The organism is Streptomyces sp. NPDC127100, assembly GCF_042724095.1.
In the GTDB taxonomy this organism is placed as follows: domain Bacteria; phylum Actinomycetota; class Actinomycetes; order Streptomycetales; family Streptomycetaceae; genus Streptomyces.
In genome coordinates this window covers 1-15,886 of record NZ_JBHXFL010000002.1, presented here as the reverse complement: position 1 = coordinate 15,886, position 15,886 = coordinate 1, and the positions used below count along the sequence as shown (strand labels likewise).

General features: G+C 73.8%; 12 protein-coding genes. 10 read left to right on the top strand and 2 right to left on the bottom strand.

What is annotated here, in order from left to right:
- Positions 1-3: 3 nt before the first annotated feature.
- The 7 genes from ACFWJB_RS02935 (at position 4) to ACFWJB_RS02905 (ending at position 12,219) form a co-directional block, all read left to right on the top strand.
- On the top strand, positions 4-1,350 hold the full coding sequence (locus ACFWJB_RS02935; protein ID WP_386919896.1) for a carbohydrate ABC transporter permease: 1,347 nt from the start codon (positions 4-6) through the stop codon (positions 1,348-1,350).
- Entirely contained in the window at positions 1,347-2,264 is a 918-nt protein-coding gene (locus ACFWJB_RS02930) for a carbohydrate ABC transporter permease (protein WP_385469173.1), read from the top strand. The genes ACFWJB_RS02935 and ACFWJB_RS02930 overlap by 4 nt, the downstream gene beginning before the upstream one ends.
- A gap of 142 nt (positions 2,265-2,406) precedes the next feature.
- The gene (locus ACFWJB_RS02925; protein WP_386919894.1) at positions 2,407-4,680 is read left to right on the top strand and encodes a CDP-glycerol glycerophosphotransferase family protein; all 2,274 of its coding nucleotides are present in this window, start codon (positions 2,407-2,409) and stop codon (positions 4,678-4,680) included.
- A 157-nt stretch (positions 4,681-4,837) separates the two neighbouring features.
- A complete protein-coding gene (locus ACFWJB_RS02920) occupies positions 4,838-7,051 on the top strand; it encodes a CDP-glycerol glycerophosphotransferase family protein (protein WP_386919892.1) in 2,214 nt (737 codons plus the stop codon).
- A 7-nt stretch (positions 7,052-7,058) separates the two neighbouring features.
- A complete protein-coding gene (locus ACFWJB_RS02915) occupies positions 7,059-9,290 on the top strand; it encodes a CDP-glycerol glycerophosphotransferase family protein (RefSeq protein WP_386919890.1) in 2,232 nt (743 codons plus the stop codon).
- On the top strand, positions 9,287-10,564 hold the full coding sequence (locus ACFWJB_RS02910) for a hypothetical protein (protein ID WP_385469161.1): 1,278 nt from the start codon (positions 9,287-9,289) through the stop codon (positions 10,562-10,564). Before ACFWJB_RS02915 ends, ACFWJB_RS02910 begins: the two co-directional genes overlap by 4 nt.
- A gap of 98 nt (positions 10,565-10,662) precedes the next feature.
- A complete protein-coding gene (locus ACFWJB_RS02905) occupies positions 10,663-12,219 on the top strand; it encodes a hypothetical protein (RefSeq protein WP_386919888.1) in 1,557 nt (518 codons plus the stop codon).
- Between the two features lie 15 nt (positions 12,220-12,234).
- Here ACFWJB_RS02905 and ACFWJB_RS02900 read toward each other — a convergent pair whose 3' ends face one another.
- Positions 12,235-12,648, bottom strand: coding sequence for an organic hydroperoxide resistance protein (locus tag ACFWJB_RS02900; protein ID WP_385469154.1), 414 nt, complete (start codon positions 12,646-12,648; stop codon positions 12,235-12,237).
- Positions 12,649-12,751: 103 nt separating this feature from the next.
- On the opposite strand from ACFWJB_RS02900, the gene ACFWJB_RS02895 reads away from it, so the two are divergent.
- The gene (locus ACFWJB_RS02895; protein ID WP_385469151.1) at positions 12,752-13,213 is read left to right on the top strand and encodes a MarR family winged helix-turn-helix transcriptional regulator; all 462 of its coding nucleotides are present in this window, start codon (positions 12,752-12,754) and stop codon (positions 13,211-13,213) included.
- Between the two features lie 64 nt (positions 13,214-13,277).
- Here ACFWJB_RS02895 and ACFWJB_RS02890 read toward each other — a convergent pair whose 3' ends face one another.
- Positions 13,278-13,922, bottom strand: a complete 645-nt coding sequence (locus tag ACFWJB_RS02890; RefSeq protein WP_386919885.1) for a TetR/AcrR family transcriptional regulator — start codon at positions 13,920-13,922, stop codon at positions 13,278-13,280.
- 170 nt (positions 13,923-14,092) lie between these two features.
- Between ACFWJB_RS02890 and ACFWJB_RS02885 the strand changes: the two genes are divergently transcribed.
- Both ACFWJB_RS02885 and ACFWJB_RS02880 read left to right on the top strand, forming a co-directional pair.
- Positions 14,093-15,022, top strand: coding sequence for an ABC transporter permease (locus ACFWJB_RS02885; protein WP_385469145.1), 930 nt, complete (start codon positions 14,093-14,095; stop codon positions 15,020-15,022).
- A complete protein-coding gene (locus tag ACFWJB_RS02880) occupies positions 15,015-15,818 on the top strand; it encodes an ABC transporter ATP-binding protein (RefSeq protein ID WP_385469142.1) in 804 nt (267 codons plus the stop codon). Before ACFWJB_RS02885 ends, ACFWJB_RS02880 begins: the two co-directional genes overlap by 8 nt.
- The last annotated feature ends 68 nt before the right edge of the window (positions 15,819-15,886 follow it).

The window sequence follows — 15,886 nt, the reverse complement described above, 5'->3', positions numbered from 1 at the left end:
CGGATGGCGTCGGCCACCGCGGCAGGGGCCTCGCCGGCCCCTGCCGCTCCCAAGTCGCGCAAGAGCGTGACCGGCACCCGCCGGACCGTGGCGGCCCTGTTCCTGCTGCCCGCCCTGCTGCTGCTCGGCGCGCTCGTGGTGTACCCGATCGGGTACTCGCTGGTCCGCAGCTTCTACGACCAGTCCGGCGACTCCTTCGCCGGATTCGACAACTACCAGGCGCTGTTCACCGACGACGGCATCCGCACGGCCCTGAAGAACAACATCATCTGGGTGGTGTTCGCGCCCACGGTCGCCACCGCGCTCGGCCTGGTCTTCGCGGTGCTGACCGAACGGGTGCGCTGGGGCACGGCGTTCAAGCTGGTCGTCTTCATGCCGATGGCGATCTCGATGCTGGCCGCCGGGATCATCTTCCGCCTGGTGTACGACCAGGCGCCGGAGAAGGGCGTCGCGAACGCGGTGTGGGTGGGGGTGCACGACACCTTCGCCGAGTCGTCGGCGTTCCCGAAGGCGCACCCGGGCCGCGAGTCGCCGCTGGAACCGGCCGGCGGGGGCGCGTTCGTCACCAAGGAGCCGGTCGGCGCCGGGCAGGTCGTCACGCTCCCGCTCGTCGGCGTCGCCCCCGACCAGATGCCGGACGGTGCGGAGAAGGCGGTGCCCGCCCGGCCCGAGGACGGGAAGATCACCGGCACCGCCTGGCAGGACTTCACCCGCGGCAAGGGCGTCGGCAAGCTGAACGGCGTTGACGCCGCCGAGCTGGGCTACGCCGGGATGAAGATCGAGGCCGTCAAGGACGGCAAGGTCGTCGCGTCGACGAAGGCCGCCGGCGACGGCACGTTCACGCTGCCCGCCGCGGCCGACGGGGCGCTGCTCAGGCTGCCCGCCGACAACTTCAAGGAGGCCTACAACGGCCTGAACTGGCTCGGCCCCTCGCTCGTCACCCCGGCCATCATCGGGTCGTACGTGTGGATGTGGGCGGGCTTCGCGATGGTGCTGATCGCGGCCGGGCTGGCGGGCGTCCCCCGGGAGCTGCTGGAGGCCGCCCGGGTGGACGGCGCCAACGAGTGGCAGGTCTTCCGGCGGGTCACGGTGCCGCTCCTGGCGCCGGTCCTCGCGGTCGTGGCCGTCACCCTGATGATCAACGTGCTGAAGGTCTTCGACCTGGTCTTCATCATCGCGCCCGGCTCCTCCCAGGACGACGCGAACGTCCTCGCCCTGGAGCTGTACCGGAAGGGCTTCGCCTCGGACCAGCCGGGCATCGCGAGCGCCATCGCGGTGTTCCTGCTGCTCCTGGTCATCCCGGTGATGTGGTTCAACGTACGGCGGCTGCGGCGGGAGGTGCGGCGATGACCGCGGACGCGGGTTCTCTCACCGGGACGGCCGCCGAGCCGTCCGGGACCGCGGTGAAGGCGAGGCCGTCGCTGGGCGCGCGGCTCGCCGAGGGCGTGAGCGGCGGTTTCGTCCGGGTGTTCCTGATCGTCGTGGGCCTGTTCTGGCTCGTCCCGACGATCGGACTGCTGCTGTCCTCGCTGCGCACCCCGAAGGACATGGCGGCCAGTGGCTGGTGGAAGGTCTTCACCGAGCCCTCGCAGCTCACCTTCCAGAGCTACGAGGAGCTGCTGAAGAACGGCGACATCACCTCCTCCCTGGTCAACACCGTGCTGATCACGGTCCCGGCGACGGTGCTGGTCGTCGTGATCGGCTCGCTCGCGGGGTACGCCTTCGCGTGGATGGACTTCCCCGGCCGCGACTGGTGGTTCCTGGCCGTGGTCGGGCTGCTGGTCGTCCCCGTGCAGGTGGCGCTGATCCCGATCGCCGAACTCTTCGGCAAGATCGGCCTGTTCGGTTCGATCGTGGGTGTCATCCTGTTCCACGTCGGCTTCGGGCTGCCGTTCGCGGTGTTCCTGCTGCGGAACTTCTTCGCGGAGATCCCGAGGGAGCTGCTGGAGGCCGCCCGGCTCGACGGAGCGGGTGAACTGCGGCTGTTCGCACGGGTCGTGATGCCGCTCGGCGGGCCCGCGATCGCGAGCCTCGGCATCTTCCAGTTCCTGTGGGTGTGGAACGACATGCTGGTCGCGCTGATCTTCTCGGACTCCGGGAGCCAGCCGATCACGGTCGCCCTCCAGACGCAGGTACGGCAGTTCGGCAACAACATCGACGTGCTGGCGCCCGGCGCGTTCATCTCCATGGTGATCCCGCTGGCCGTGTTCTTCGCGTTCCAGCGGCAGTTCGTCTCCGGCGTCATGGCGGGCGCCGTCAAGTAGTCGCCGTCGCATCACCCTTGGAGGGGGCGGGCCGGGAACGGTCCGCCCCCTCCTTCGCGTGCGCGGGGTCCCCCGAATGCCCCGGCGGCCGTAACCAAGTCGCCCCGCCGGCCGTTGCCGGGCCGAGCGCCCGTGCCGACCCATGGATGTCCCCGTGCCCCGGTTCAGTGTCATCGTCCCCGCGTACCAGGTCCAGGCGTATCTGCACGAGTGCCTGGCCTCGGTGCTGTCCCAGTCGTACCCGGATCTCGAGCTCGTCGTGGTCGACGACTGCTCGCCGGACGCCTGCGGCGAGATCGCCGACGAGTGCGCGGAGCGCGACGCCCGGGTGCGGCCCGTGCACCTGCCCCGCACCGAGGGCCCGGGCCCGGCCCGCAACGCCGGGATGGAGCGGGCGGCCGGCGACTACCTGGTCTTCCTCGACGGCGACGACACCCTCGCCCCGGACGCGCTGCGCGGCATCGCCGACCGGATCAAGGAGACCGGGGAGCCGGACGTCGTGGTCTACGGCCACGCCCGCGCCTACTGGACCGGCGAGACGGTTCCCGACCGGGCCGCGGCGCACCTCACCGAGCAGGGCCCGGCGCCGTTCCCGCTGACCGGCCGGCCGGGGCTGCTGACGCTGCCGGCGGTGGCCTGGAACAAGGCCGTGCGGCGGGAGTTCGCCGAGCGCGAGGGCATCGTCTTTCCGCCCGGCGGCCACGAGCACACCCCGTGGTCGTACCCGCTGCTGATGGCCGCGCGGTCCCTCGCCACCCTGGACCGGGTCTGCGTCCACCACCGGCAGCGCCGGCGGGGCGGCGGCCCGGCCACCCCGGACGAACGCCACCTCGACGTCTTCGCCCAGTACGACCGGGTCTTCGCCTACGTCGAGTCCGACCCGGAGCTGGCCCGCTGGCGGCCGGTGCTGTTCCGCCGCATGGCCGACCACCTGACGACGGTGCTCGCCCCCGGCCGCCTGCCGCGCTCCGTGCGCGCGGAGTTCCTGCGCCGGGCCGGCGTCCACTGCCGCCGCTACCGCGTCCCCGGCACCCACGTCCCGCCGGCCGTCCGGCTGCGTCACGGCCTGCTCCGCCTGGGCCTGCGCCGCACCTACGAGGCCCTGCGGCTGGCGTCGGCGCTGCGCCGCCGGACGCTGAAGGGCTGCGCCAAGCTGCTGGGGAGGACGCGCACCGCCGCCCTGCGGCTGCACTACCGGGTCCAGCGCCGGCTCCCCCTGCGGGCCGACCGGGCCCTCTTCGCCGACGCCGGCGGCCGGGGGTACGGCGGCAACCCGGGCGCGCTGGAGGAGGCGTTCCGCACCTTCGCACCGCACGTCCGCACCGCGTGGGCCGCCGACCCCGCGCACCACCACACCGTCCCGCCCGGCACCCGCCGGCTGGCCCCGGACACGGCCGCCTACTGGACGGCGCTGGCCCGCTCCCGGTACCTGGTGCACCACACCGGTCTCGACGCCGGCCTGGTGAAGCGCCGGGGCCAGGTGCTGGTCCGGACGCCCGCCGGAACACCCCTCAAGCACACCGGCCTCGACCTCCGGGAGCACCCGGCCGCCGCCCGCGGCACCGACTTCGGCCGACTCCTGGACGACGTGGACTCCTGGGACCACCTGGTCTCGCCGAACCGCCACTCCACCCTGACCTGGGAGCGCGTCTTCCCGGGCCGCTACGCCACGCTGGAGTTCGGCCAGCCGCGCAGCGACGTGCTCCAGCGGGCGACGGCGGCGGACGTGACCCGGCTGCGCGAGACGCTCGGCATCCCGGAGGGCACCGTCGCACTCCTGTACGCGCCCGCGTACCGCGACTACCGCCGCACCCAGCGCGCGGGCCTCGACCTGGAGCGCCTCGTCACCCGTCTCGGCCCCCGCTACATGGTGCTGGCCCGCGCCCACCCCCGGCACGGCGGCCCGCTCACCACCGCGCGCCACGACCGGATCGTCGACGTCACCGGCCACCCGAGCGTGGAGGCGCTGTGCCTCGCCTCGGACGCGCTCGTCACCGACTACTCGGCACTGATGTTCGACTACGCGGGCCTGGACCGGCCGATCGTGGTCCACACCGACGAGCGGGAGGCCTTCGAGGCGGCCTGCGGCACCTACGTCGACCTGCGTTCCTGCCCGCCGGGCACGATGGCGCGCGACGAGGACGAGCTGATCGGCGTCTTCTCCGGCGGCGACTGGTGCGGCCCGCGGTCCGCCCAGCTCAGGGCCGCCTTCCGGGAGCGGTTCTGCCCGCACGACGACGGCCGCGTCGCCGAGCGCGTCGTACGCCGCGTCGTACTGGGGGAGGCGGACCTCCCGCCGGTCGTACCGCTCGCCGAACGGCGCCCCGCCCCGTCCGCCGCGGCGGCCCTCTCCCGGCCCCCGCTCGCCACCGTGCCGCAACCCGCCGGGCCGCGCACCGTCACCGACAGCCTCTGACCGCCGTTTGTCCAGTGGGAGTTCGCATGCCCCGCAGCCCGTCACGGCCCACTCCCAGCCGGCCGCCCACCCGGCGGCCGGCCGGACGGCCGGCCCGCCGGACGGCCCGAGCGGCGGGGGCCTCCCGTCGGACCAGGACAACGAAAGAAAGAGCAGTATGCCCCGCTTCAGCATCATCGTCCCGTCCCATGGGGTCGCAGGGCGGCTGTCCCAGGCGCTGGACTCGGTCCTCGCCCAGTCCTTCGGCGACTTCGAGCTGATCCCCGTCTGCGACGCCCCCGACTGCGCCGCGGCGGACATCGCCGCCGACCGGGCCGCTCGGGACTCCCGGGTGGCTCCCGTGCACTCGCCGCCGTCGGCGGGCCCGGCCGGGGCGCGCAACACCGGGGCGCGGGCGGCGACCGGCGCCTATCTGCTGTTCCTCGACGGCGACGACGTCCTGGTGCCGGGCGCGCTGGCGGCGCTGGACGCGCGGCTGGCCGAGACCGGCGGCACCTGCGTCGACGTGTTGTACTTCGAGCACGAGCGCGTCCCCTGGTGGGAGGGCGAGCCGGCCAACCCGGCCGCCCCGCTGCTGGCGAAGGCGCCGGACGGGGCCTTCTCCCCCGGCCTCGCCCCGCACCTGACCGGGGTGCAGCTGCCCGCGTGGAGCGCCGTCTACCGCCGCGCCTTCCTCGCCGAACGGCGGCTGGAGTTCCCCGCCGGGCACTACACGGACATCGGCTTCGCCACCCGGGCCGCCGCGGACGCCGACCGCATGACGGTGCTGCGCTCCGTCGTCGTACGGCACCTGGTGCGGCGCCAGGGCAGCCGGCTGAACCAGCCCGGCGAGCACCACGCCGAGCTGCTGGACCAGGCCGAGCTGGCGCTCGCGTACGCCGCCGGACGGGGACTGCCGGCCGAGCGGCGCGGGCCGCTGTTCGAGCAGCTCTTCGCCCTGATCCTGAAGACGGCGGCCCACCCGAGGCGGCTGACGCGGGGGCGCCGCGCCTTCTTCCGCCGGGCGGGCCGCCTGTACCGGCGTCACCGTCCCGCAGGCTTCCGGGCGCCGGGCGGCCGGCTCGGCGTGCAGCACCGGTTGCTGGCGTCCGGGGCGTACACCGCGTTCCGCGCCCTGCGGGGCGTCAACCGGGCGGCGTCCGGGATCCTCGGCCGCCTGCCCCGTCCGCACGGGCTGCGCACCCGCCTGCGGTACCGGCGCCGGCTGCGCCGCCCGCTGGACCCGAACCTCGTCGTGTACTGCGCGTACTGGGGCCGCGGCTACGCCTGCAACCCGGCCGCGATCCACGCCAAGGCCCGCGAACTCGCCCCGCACCTGCGCGGGGTGTTCCTGGTCGAGCCCGACCAGGCGCACACCGTGCCGAAGGGCGTCGAACACGCCGTCATCGGCAGCCGGCGCTACTGGGAGGTGCTGGCCGGCGCCGCGTACCTGGTGAACAACGCCAACTTCGCCGAGGGCGTGGTCAAGCGCCCCGGCAGCGTGCACGTGCAGACCCAGCACGGCACCCCGCTGAAGACGATGGGCGTGGACCAGTCGACGTACCCGGTCGTGGCGGCGGCCAGCGGCAGCTTCGCCAAGCTGCTGGGCCGCGTGGACCGGTGGGACTACAACCTCTCCTCCAACCGCCACTCCACCCAGATGTGGGAGCGCGCCTTCCCCGGCTCGTACGAGCACCTGGAGTACGGCTATCCGCGCAACGACGTCTTCTACACGGCGACCGCCGACGACGTCGCCCGCGTCCGGCGCGAGCTGGGCGTGCCGGAGGGGAGCACGGCCGTCCTGTACGCGCCCACGCACCGCGACCACGAGAGCGGGTTCGGCGCGGGCGGCCTGGACCTGGAGGCGTTCTGCGAGGCGGCCGGCGAGGACGTGGTGGTGCTGCTGCGCGCCCACTACTACTACGACCGGGGCGGCCGGCGGGAGGGCCGGGGCCGGATCATCGACGTCACCGGGCACCGCTCCTCCGAGGACGTGTGCCTGGCCGCCGACGCGCTGGTCACCGACTACTCGTCGATCATGTTCGACTACGCCAACCTCGACCGGCCGATCGTCGTGTACGCCGACGACTGGGACGTGTACCGGGAGACCCGCGGCGTCTACTTCGACCTGACCGCGGCGCCGCCCGGTCCGGTGGTGCACACGCCCGAGGAGCTGGCCCGCGTCTTCCGCGACGGCTCGTACGCGGACGCCGGGTCCGCGACGCTGCGGGCGGCGTTCCGGGAGCGGTTCTGCGAGTTCGACGACGGCCGGGCCGCCGAGCGCGTGGTGCGCCGGGTGCTGCTCGGCGAGCCGCCGGAGGCGATCGCGCCCGTGACCCCGCTCGCGCAGCGCGTCCCGGCCCCCGCCGCCGCCCCCCTCGTAAGGAGCTGACCCCGCAGTGCCCCGCTTCAGCGTCATCATCCCCTGCTTCAAGGTGCAGGGCTTCCTGCGCGAGTGCCTCGACTCGGTCCTGGACCAGTCCTACCGGGACCTCGAGGTCATCGCCGTGAACGACTGCTCGCCGGACGGCTGCGGCGCGATCCTCGACGAGTACGCGGCCCGTGACGACCGGCTGCGCGTGCTGCACCTGGAGGAGAACGTCGGCCTCGGCCGCGCCCGCAACGCGGGGATGCCGCACGCCACCGGCGACTACCTGTTCTTCCTGGACAGCGACGACACCCTCACCCCGGGGGCCCTGCGGGCGATGGCCGACCGGCTCGCGGAGACGGACGACCCGGACGTCCTGGTCTTCGACTACGCGCGCACCTACTGGTGGGGCGGCACCCGCCGCAACGCGCTCGCCCGGGTCCTCGCGGAGGCCGGCGACGGCACCTTCACGGCCGCCGAGCACCCGGAGATCCTCGACCTGCTGATGGTGGTGTGGAACAAGGTCTACCGGCGCGACTTCACCGAGCGGGAGGGCTTCACCTTCCCGCCGGGCTACTACGAGGACACGCCCTGGACGTTCCCGGTGATGCTCAGCGCCGGGCGGATCGCCGCGCTGGACCGCATCTGCCTCAACTACCGGCAGCGGCGCAGCGGCAACATCCTGTCCACCACCAGCCGCAAGCACTTCGACATCCACGCGCAGTACGAGCGGGTCTTCGCGTTCGTCGACGCCCGGCCGGCACTGGCCGGCTGGCGGCCGTTCCTGCACGCCAAGATGGGCGAGCACTGCCTGGACATCCTGTCCAAGCCGGACCGGCTGCCCCCCGCCGACAAGGCCGAGTTCTTCCGCCGCACCGCCGAGATGTTCCGCGCCCACCGGCCCGAGGGCGCCCGCACCCCGGCCGGGCTGCGGGTGCTGGAGGGGAGCTGGACGGCGTACCGGCTGCGCCGGCAGTCCGGGCGGGCGGGCCGGGTGCTGGTGCGGCGGACGCGGCAGGCGGGCGGCGCGGCCGCCGGGCGCCTGGGCCGGGTCCGCTCCGCGGTGAACGCCCTCCGCCCCCTGGACCCGCACCTCGTCGTGTACTCGGCGTTCTCCCACCGGGGCGTGCTCGGCGACCCCGCGGCGGTCTACCGCAAGGCCCGCGAGATCGCGCCGCACCTGCGCGGGGTGTGGGTGGTGCGCGACGAGGAGGACGCGCGGCTGCTGCCGCCGGGCACGGAGCACGTGCTCCTGGGCAGTGGGGCCTACCGCCGGGTGACCGAGCGGGCCACGTACTTCGTCAACAACGTCAACTGGCCCGGCGCCCTGGTCAAGCGCCCCGGCAGCGTCCACATCCACACCCACCAGGGCACCCCGCTCAAGTACATGGGCGCCGACCTGCTGGGCAAGCCGGGCGCCCGGCACGGCCTGGACGTGCCGCAGATGCTGCGCCGCGCCGACCGCTGGGACTACAGCCTGGTCGCCAACCGGCACTCGGAGCTGGTGTGGGAGCGGGCGTACCCCTGCCACTTCACGTCGGTGCGTACCGGCAGTCCGCGCAACGACGTCCTGGTCGGTGCCTCTCCCGAGCACGGCCGCCGGGTCCGCGAGCGGCTCGGGGTGCCCGAGGGCCACACGGTGGTGCTGTACGCGCCGACCCGCCGCGACTACCGGCGGGGCGGGCACGTGGACCGGATCGACCTGGCCCGCCTCGCCGCCGACCTCGGCGAGGACCACACGCTGATGGTCCGGCTGCACCCCGCGCTCGCCACCGGCCACGCCCGCGGCATGGGCCTGTCCGAGCTGCACCGGCGGGGCGTGGTCGTCGACGTGACGGACGAACCGCACGTCGAGGACGTGATGCTCGCCTCCGACCTGCTGATCACCGACTACTCCGCCCTGATGTTCGACTACGCGCTCCTGGACCGGCCGATCGTCGTCCACGCCGACGACTGGGGTGCCTACGCGGCGAGCCGCGGCGCCTACTTCGACATCACCGCCGAGGCACCGGGCCACGTGGCGCGCTCCTACCGGGAGCTGGCGTGGCTGCTGGAGTCGGGGGCGTGGCGGGACGAGGAGGCCACGCGGCTGCGGTCCGCCTTCCGGGCGCGGTTCGGCGAGTACGACGACGGGCGGGCCGCCGAGCGGGTCGTCCGGACGCTGTTGCTGGGCGAGGCGATGCCAGCGACGGAGCCGACGGCCACCGTCCCGGCCGCCCGCGCCGTCCCCGCGGCCGACCGCGACCTGCTGACCTCCTCGTGAGGCCGCGCACCTGGGTGCTGGTGCTGGCCGCGCTGTTCGCGCTGCTCCAGCTCGCGAACGTCTCCGGCCGGGACACGCCCGACACCAAGAACTACCTGGCGTACGCGCTGAGCCTGTCCGGCGAGAGCAAGCGCGGGGCGGCGGCGGCCACCATCGACTACGTGTGCGCGAGCCGGGCGTCGGTGGCCCGCCGTGACCAGAGCGTGCACGTGGTCCGCTTCCACCGCCCCGACCCGACCGACCGGGTCGTGGCGGACTGCCGGGCGCGGGAGTGGGGGCAGGTGGAACCCCGGCTGGCGGCCGGGCAGACCGGCGGGCACACCGTGCCCTACATGCCGGAGCGCTTCATGCGGATCTTCGAGGCGCGGCCCGGATACCCGGTGTTCCTGGTGCCGTTCGTCACCGCGTTCGGGGTGACCTGGGGGCTGTGGGCGGCGAGCGTGGTCGTCGCGTGCGCGGGCGGCGTCCTCGCCTTCCTGGTCCTGCGCACGCTGTCCGTGCCGGTGCCGCTCGCGCTGGCCGGGCAGGCCCTGTACTACGTGCTGCCGAGCGGGACGACCGCCATGCGCCCGATGACCGAGGGGCTGCTGATGGCGCTGACCCTGGCGGCGGTGTGGGGCTGCGCGCTGGTGCTGCGGGCGGGGCGCGAGCGGGCGGGACTCGGTCTGGTCGCCGGGTCCCTGATCGCGCTGTTCGCCGTCAAGCACTCGCAGGCGCTGTTCCTCGGGCTGTGCCTGGCGGCGGCCGGCGCGGCGACCGCCCTGCGGCGGCACCGGCGGGGCCGGCCTCCGGGCCGGGACGTGCTGGCGCTCGCGTCCGTGGGCCTGGCCGGGGCGCTGGTCACGGTGGCGCTGGCCCGGCTGCTGCACTACCCGTCCGAGTCCGACAGCCTCCAGGACCTGCTCACCGGGCACTTCGCGCGGCCGGACCGGGAGGATCCGTGGCCGGAGTTCTGGCAGTTGCAGGGCAACTTCTGGGTGGAGTGGCTGCGCCGGCAGGCGTGGGAGCCGCTGTTCGCCGCGGCCCTGGGCGCCGGGGCGTGGGGCGCGCTGCGACGGGGGCGCACGGCCGGCGTCTTCGTGGTCGCGGCGGCGTTCACCGGCGTCCTCACCCAGGCCGCGCACCCGGACATCGACATCTGGGGCGAGCGGCTGATCGTGCTGGCCTGGCTGCTGCCCGTGCTGGGCGTTCCGCTGCTGCTGGAGCCGGTGCTGCGGGACCGGGTGGCGCTGCCCGCGCAGGGACACGCCGACCGGGCGCGCGCGCTCGGCTGACCCCGACCCTCACCCGTTGAGGTGAAGTGACGTCAGACCGTTGACGTCGGCGGGAACATACGGCAAATGCCTCGAATGTCCCGCTTCCCCGTTCTCCAGTGAGCGCCGGCGTCCTCGCCCGGGGGGCCGTGCGCGGCGCGACGGCGCTGCGCGGCGGCCGCTCCTGGCGCCCCACCCCCTTCCAGGCCGCGGGCTTCCTGTTCTTCCTGGTGATGTCGCTGGCGTACTGGCGGGTGCCGCTGTGCTGCGACGCCGGCCAGCACGCGGCGGTGGTGGAGCGCCTGAAGGCCGGCCTCCTGCGTCCGCGCCACCCGATGGCCGACCTGCCGGGCGCGGGCAGCGCCTACTACTCGCCGTACGCGGTGGCGCAGGGCGCCTTCGCCCGGTTCGCGGGGCTGGGCGGCTGGGAGGTAGTGCGGCTCGCCGGGCCGCTGAACCTGGTGGTGGTGCTGACCGGGCTGAACCGCTTCGTGCGGGTGCTGAGCCCGCGGCCGTGGGCGCCCGTGCTGGCGCTGGGCGCGATGACGCTGCTGTGGGGCACCGAGCGGGCCTGGTGGAGCGGCTACCTGGGGCTGATGTCGATGACCGGCAACCTCGGCTACCCGTCGGCGTTCGCGATCGGCCTCACCTTCTGGGCCTGGGCGCTGACCGGGGCCCGCGCCCGCGACGGGCGCCGGGTGCGGTACGTGGGGCCCAGCGGGCTGCACGGCTTCGGCGGGTACGCGGGGCTGGGTGTCCTGTACGGGCTGATCATGCTGGTCCACCCGATCACGGCGGTGGCGGCGGCCCTGGGCGGCGTGGCGCTGGTGGCCGGGTGGCAGCGGGGGCGGCACGGGGCGGTCCTCGGCCGGTGGGCGCTGACGGGGGCGGTGGCGCTGGCGTCGGCGGCCTGCTGGCCGTACTTCGACGTGTTCGCGCTGGCCGGTGACGACAGCGTGGACGGCATGCACCGCGTCCTGTACCTGGACCTGCCCGGGGAGTTCTGGCTGGCGCTGCTCGGGCTTCCGGCGCTGTGGCTGCGCGGGCGGCGCTCGGCGCGGGACCCGCTGGTGCTGATGTTCGTGCTGGACTGCGCGGTGGTGGCGTTCGGCTGGTTCAGCGGCCACTACACCTACGGCCGGATCCTCGGGCTCACGCTGGTGCCGTCGCAGTTCGCCGTGGCGATCGAGCTGGCCGCTCCCCGGCCGTGGGGGTGGTGGCGGCGGCTGCTGGGCACGGTGGTGGCCGCGGGGGCCCTGCTGGGCTTCCTCACGGTCCAGGCGGGGGCGGTGGTGCCGCGCCCGCTGGATCCGGTCGGCTTCGAGCAGCCGCCCGACTGGCCGACGTACGCGTGGGCCGCCCGGCACATCGGGCCCGGCGAGGTCGTGATCACCGACGGCTACTACGCCGCTCACGCCATCGCCGGGTACGGGCCGAACCTCGCGGCGCCCGCCTGGCCGGACCCGTCCCTGGACGAGCGGGAGCGCAGGCGGCGCGTGGCCGACGTGAAGGCGTACCTCGCCCCCGGCTCGACCCGCGCCCTGCGCGCCGCCGTCGTGCGCCGCTACCACGTCCGCTGGCTGCTGCTGACGCGCTGGCACCCGCTGCCCGAGGAAGCGGTGGTCAGGGCGTGGAGCGAGCGCACGGGGGAGGTGCTGGCGCGGGTCGGGGGATGACCCGGACGCCGGGGACTACTCGATGACGAGCTCGACCGGGATGTTGCCGCGGGTGGCGTTGGAGTAGGGGCAGACCTGGTGCGCCTGCTCGACCAGCTTGCGGCCGGTCTCCTCGTCCACGCCCTCGGGCAGTTCGACGCGGAGGGTGACGGCGAGGCCGAAGCCCTCGCCCTGCTTGCCGATGCCGACCTCGGCGGTCACCGCGGCGTCGGTGACGTCGACCTTGGCCTGCCGGCCGACGAGGCCGAGGGCGCTGCCGAAGCAGGCGGCGTACCCGGCGGCGAAGAGCTGCTCCGGGTTGGTGCCCGACCCGTCGCCGCCCATCTCGACGGGGGCGCTGAGAGCGAGGTCCAGCTTGCCGTCGGAGCTGACGGCGCGGCCGTCACGGCCGTGCGTGGCGGTGGCGGCGGCGGTGTAGAGCGCGTCCATGAAAAACCCGTCCCTCTGAGAGCTGAAGCGTTTCCGACCACTGAAGTGAAGCACACAATTAAGTTGCGCACAACTAATTGCCCTACACGGCTACCCTGGACCCATGACCACGCCACCGCCCCCCGCCGCGACGGACTGGCTCCGCCTCGACCAGCAGATCTGCTTCTCCCTGAACGCCGCCTCGCGCGCCTTCGGCGGCGTGTACCGCGTGCTGCTCAAGGAGCTGGGGCTCACCTACCCGCAGTACCTGGTGATGCTGGTGCTGTGGGAGCACGGCGAGCTGCCCGTCAAGAAGCTCGGCGAGCACCTGCGGCTCGACTCGGGCACGCTGTCGCCCCTGCTCAAGCGGTTGGAGGCGGCCGGCCTGGTCCACCGGGAGCGCAGCGCGCAGGACGAGCGGTCGGTGCGGGTGCGGCTGACGGAGGAGGGCGTCGCGCTGCGCGAGCGGGCCGCCGAGGTGCCGCGCCGGATCGCCGCGGCGACGGGTCTGGAGCTCGCGGAGGTCCAGGACCTCCGCACCCGTCTCGACCGCCTCACGACGGCCCTGGACACCTACCCCCTCTAGGACTGCGGGCGGCCGTGCCCCCGGGGCCGGCACGACAGGGCCGGCCACGCGAGGGGCGAGCGCCTCACAACGCCTTCAAGCCCTCCGCCGTGGCCCGCGCCAGCGCCCCCAGGTACCCCTTCGGCAGCTTCGCGCTGCGCACCACCACCGCACGCCAGTACAGCGGCCCCGAGATCAGGTCCAGCGCCAGGTCCGCGTCGAACCCCGCGCGCAGCTCGCCCCGCTCCTCCGCCGCCGCCAGGATCCTGCTGGCGACCCCGTCCTGCCCCTCCCGCAGCGTCTTCTGCAACGCCTCGGCGATCTCGGGACTGCGGGCGGCCTCCGCCTGGAGGTCCGGGATGATCTGCGAGGCCACCGGATGCCGCAGGGCCCGGGACGTCACCTCGTACAGCAGCCGCAGGTCCCCCTCGAGCGACCCGGTGTCCGGCGCGGGCAGACCCTGCACCGCGAGCGCCGACACGATGTCGAGCACCAGGTGCAGCTTGGAGCGCCAGCGCCGGTACACCGCCGTCTTGCCGACCCCGGCCCGGCGCGCGATCCCCTCGATGGACATCCTCGCGTAGCCGACCGCCGCGAGCTCCTCGAAGACGGCCGCCCGGATCGCCTCCGTCACGTCCTCGCGCAGCACGGCCGCCCCGGCGGGGGCCCGGCGGCGCGGACGCGGCTGGGGCTCGTCGGCGACGGCGTCGGCATCGGCGTTGGTCGTCATACGGGCCAAGCATAGGGGCGTTACGACGAAACGGTTGCGTTCCGACGTCCTGCGGGCCTACGCTCACGTCACGACGATACGGTGCCGTCCCGACGTAAAAGAACGGCCGGCGTCCCGCAGGGAAACACCGGGAATCGCCGCACCCCCTCCCCCGAGCGAAAGCAGCGGATGTGAGCCAGGTCCTCGACACACCGCCCCCGACACCGGCCAGGGCCACCCCCGCCGCACCCCACGACCTCGCGGACCTCGCCGCCCGCCACGGTCTGGCGGTCAGCGGCGCACGCCCCTCCCTGCCCGCGTACGTCCGGCAGCTGTGGGCGCGCCGGCACTTCATCGGCGCCTTCGCCACCGCCAAGCTCACCGCCCAGTACAGCCAGGCGAAGCTGGGCCAGCTGTGGCAGGTGATGACGCCGTTGCTGAACGCGGCGGTGTACTACTTCATCTTCGGCGTGCTCATGGACACCAAGCAGGGCGTGGAGGACTACGTCCCGTTCCTGGTCACCGGCGTGTTCGTGTGGACGTTCACGCAGAGTTCGCTGATGGCGGGCACCCGGGCCATCTCCGGCAACCTCGGCCTGGTGCGGGCCCTGCACTTCCCGCGGGCCGCGCTGCCGGTCTCCTTCTGCCTCCAGCAGCTCCAGCAGCTGCTGTTCTCGATGGCCGCCCTGGCCGTCATCCTGCTCGCCTTCGGTGTGCCGCCGGGCGTCTCCTGGGTGCTGACGGTGCCGGTCCTCGTGCTGCAGTTCGTGTTCAACACCGGGCTGTCGATGGTCATGGCCCGGGTGGGTGCCAAGATCCCCGACATCGCCCAGCTGATGCCGTTCCTGCTGCGCACCTGGATGTACGGCTCGGGCGTCATGTTCAGCATCGACCACATGACCGGCCCGGACAGCGGCCTGCCGTCCTGGGTCGGCACGGTGCTCCAGCTCAACCCCGCCGTCGTCTACATCGACCTGATGCGCTTCGCGCTGATCGACAGTTTCGACGGCAGCCACCTGCCGCCCCACGTGTGGGCGCTCGCGGCGGCCTGGGCACTGGCCGCCGGGATCGGCGGCTTCATCTACTTCTGGAAGGCCGAGGAGACGTACGGTCGTGGCTGACAGCACCGGCACCATCCAGCAGGCGGACGAACGCGTCCCCACCGTCGTCGCCGACGGCGTCGACATCGTCTACCGGGTCAACGGCACCGGTGCCGGGCGGGGCTCGGCGACCGCCGCCCTCAACCGCATCCTGCGGCGCGGCACCGCCGAGAAGGCCGCGGGCGTGCGCCGGGTGCACGCGGTGAAGAACGTGTCCTTCGTGGCGTACCGCGGCGAGGCGATCGGGCTCATCGGCACCAACGGATCCGGCAAGTCGACCCTCCTCAAGGCCGTCGCCGGCCTCCTCCCGGTGGAGAACGGCCGCATCTTCACGGACGGCCAGCCCTCCCTGCTCGGCGTCAACGCGGCCCTGATGAACGACCTCACCGGCGAGCGCAACGTGTACCTCGGCGGCCTGGCGATGGGCATGTCCCGCCCCCAGATCAAGGAGCGGTACCAGGAGATCGTCGACTTCTCCGGCATCAACGACAAGGGCGACTTCATCACCCTGCCGATGCGCACCTACTCCTCCGGCATGGCGGCCCGGCTGCGCTTCTCCATCGCCGCCGCCAAGGACCACGACGTCCTCCTCGTCGACGAGGCCCTGGCCACCGGCGACCGCTCCTTCCAGAAGCGCTCCGAGGAACGCATCCGGGAGCTGCGCAAGCACGCCGGCACGGTGTTCCTGGTCAGCCACAGCAACAAGTCCATCCGCGACACCTGCGACCGGGTGCTGTGGCTGGAGCGCGGTGAGCTGCGCCTGGACGGGCCGACGGACGAGGTGCTGAAGGAGTACGAGAAGTTCACGACCCGGTAGGCGGCCGGCACACGTGAAGGCGCCCCGGGTCCCGAGGACCCGGGGCGCCTTCACGCCACTGCGGCGCC

Bases quoted from the DNA above. Each gene is read 5' to 3' on its own strand.
- ACFWJB_RS02935 (WP_386919896.1), top strand. From the start codon at position 4: ATGGCGTCGGCCACCGCGGCAGGGGCCTCGCCGGCCCCTGCCGCTCCC.
- ACFWJB_RS02930 (WP_385469173.1), top strand. From the start codon at position 1,347: ATGACCGCGGACGCGGGTTCTCTCACCGGGACGGCCGCCGAGCCGTCC.
- ACFWJB_RS02925 (WP_386919894.1), top strand. From the start codon at position 2,407: ATGGATGTCCCCGTGCCCCGGTTCAGTGTCATCGTCCCCGCGTACCAG.
- ACFWJB_RS02920 (WP_386919892.1), top strand. From the start codon at position 4,838: ATGCCCCGCTTCAGCATCATCGTCCCGTCCCATGGGGTCGCAGGGCGG.
- ACFWJB_RS02900 (WP_385469154.1), bottom strand. From the start codon at position 12,648: ATGGACGCGCTCTACACCGCCGCCGCCACCGCCACGCACGGCCGTGAC.
- ACFWJB_RS02895 (WP_385469151.1), top strand. From the start codon at position 12,752: ATGACCACGCCACCGCCCCCCGCCGCGACGGACTGGCTCCGCCTCGAC.
- ACFWJB_RS02890 (WP_386919885.1), bottom strand. From the start codon at position 13,922: ATGACGACCAACGCCGATGCCGACGCCGTCGCCGACGAGCCCCAGCCG.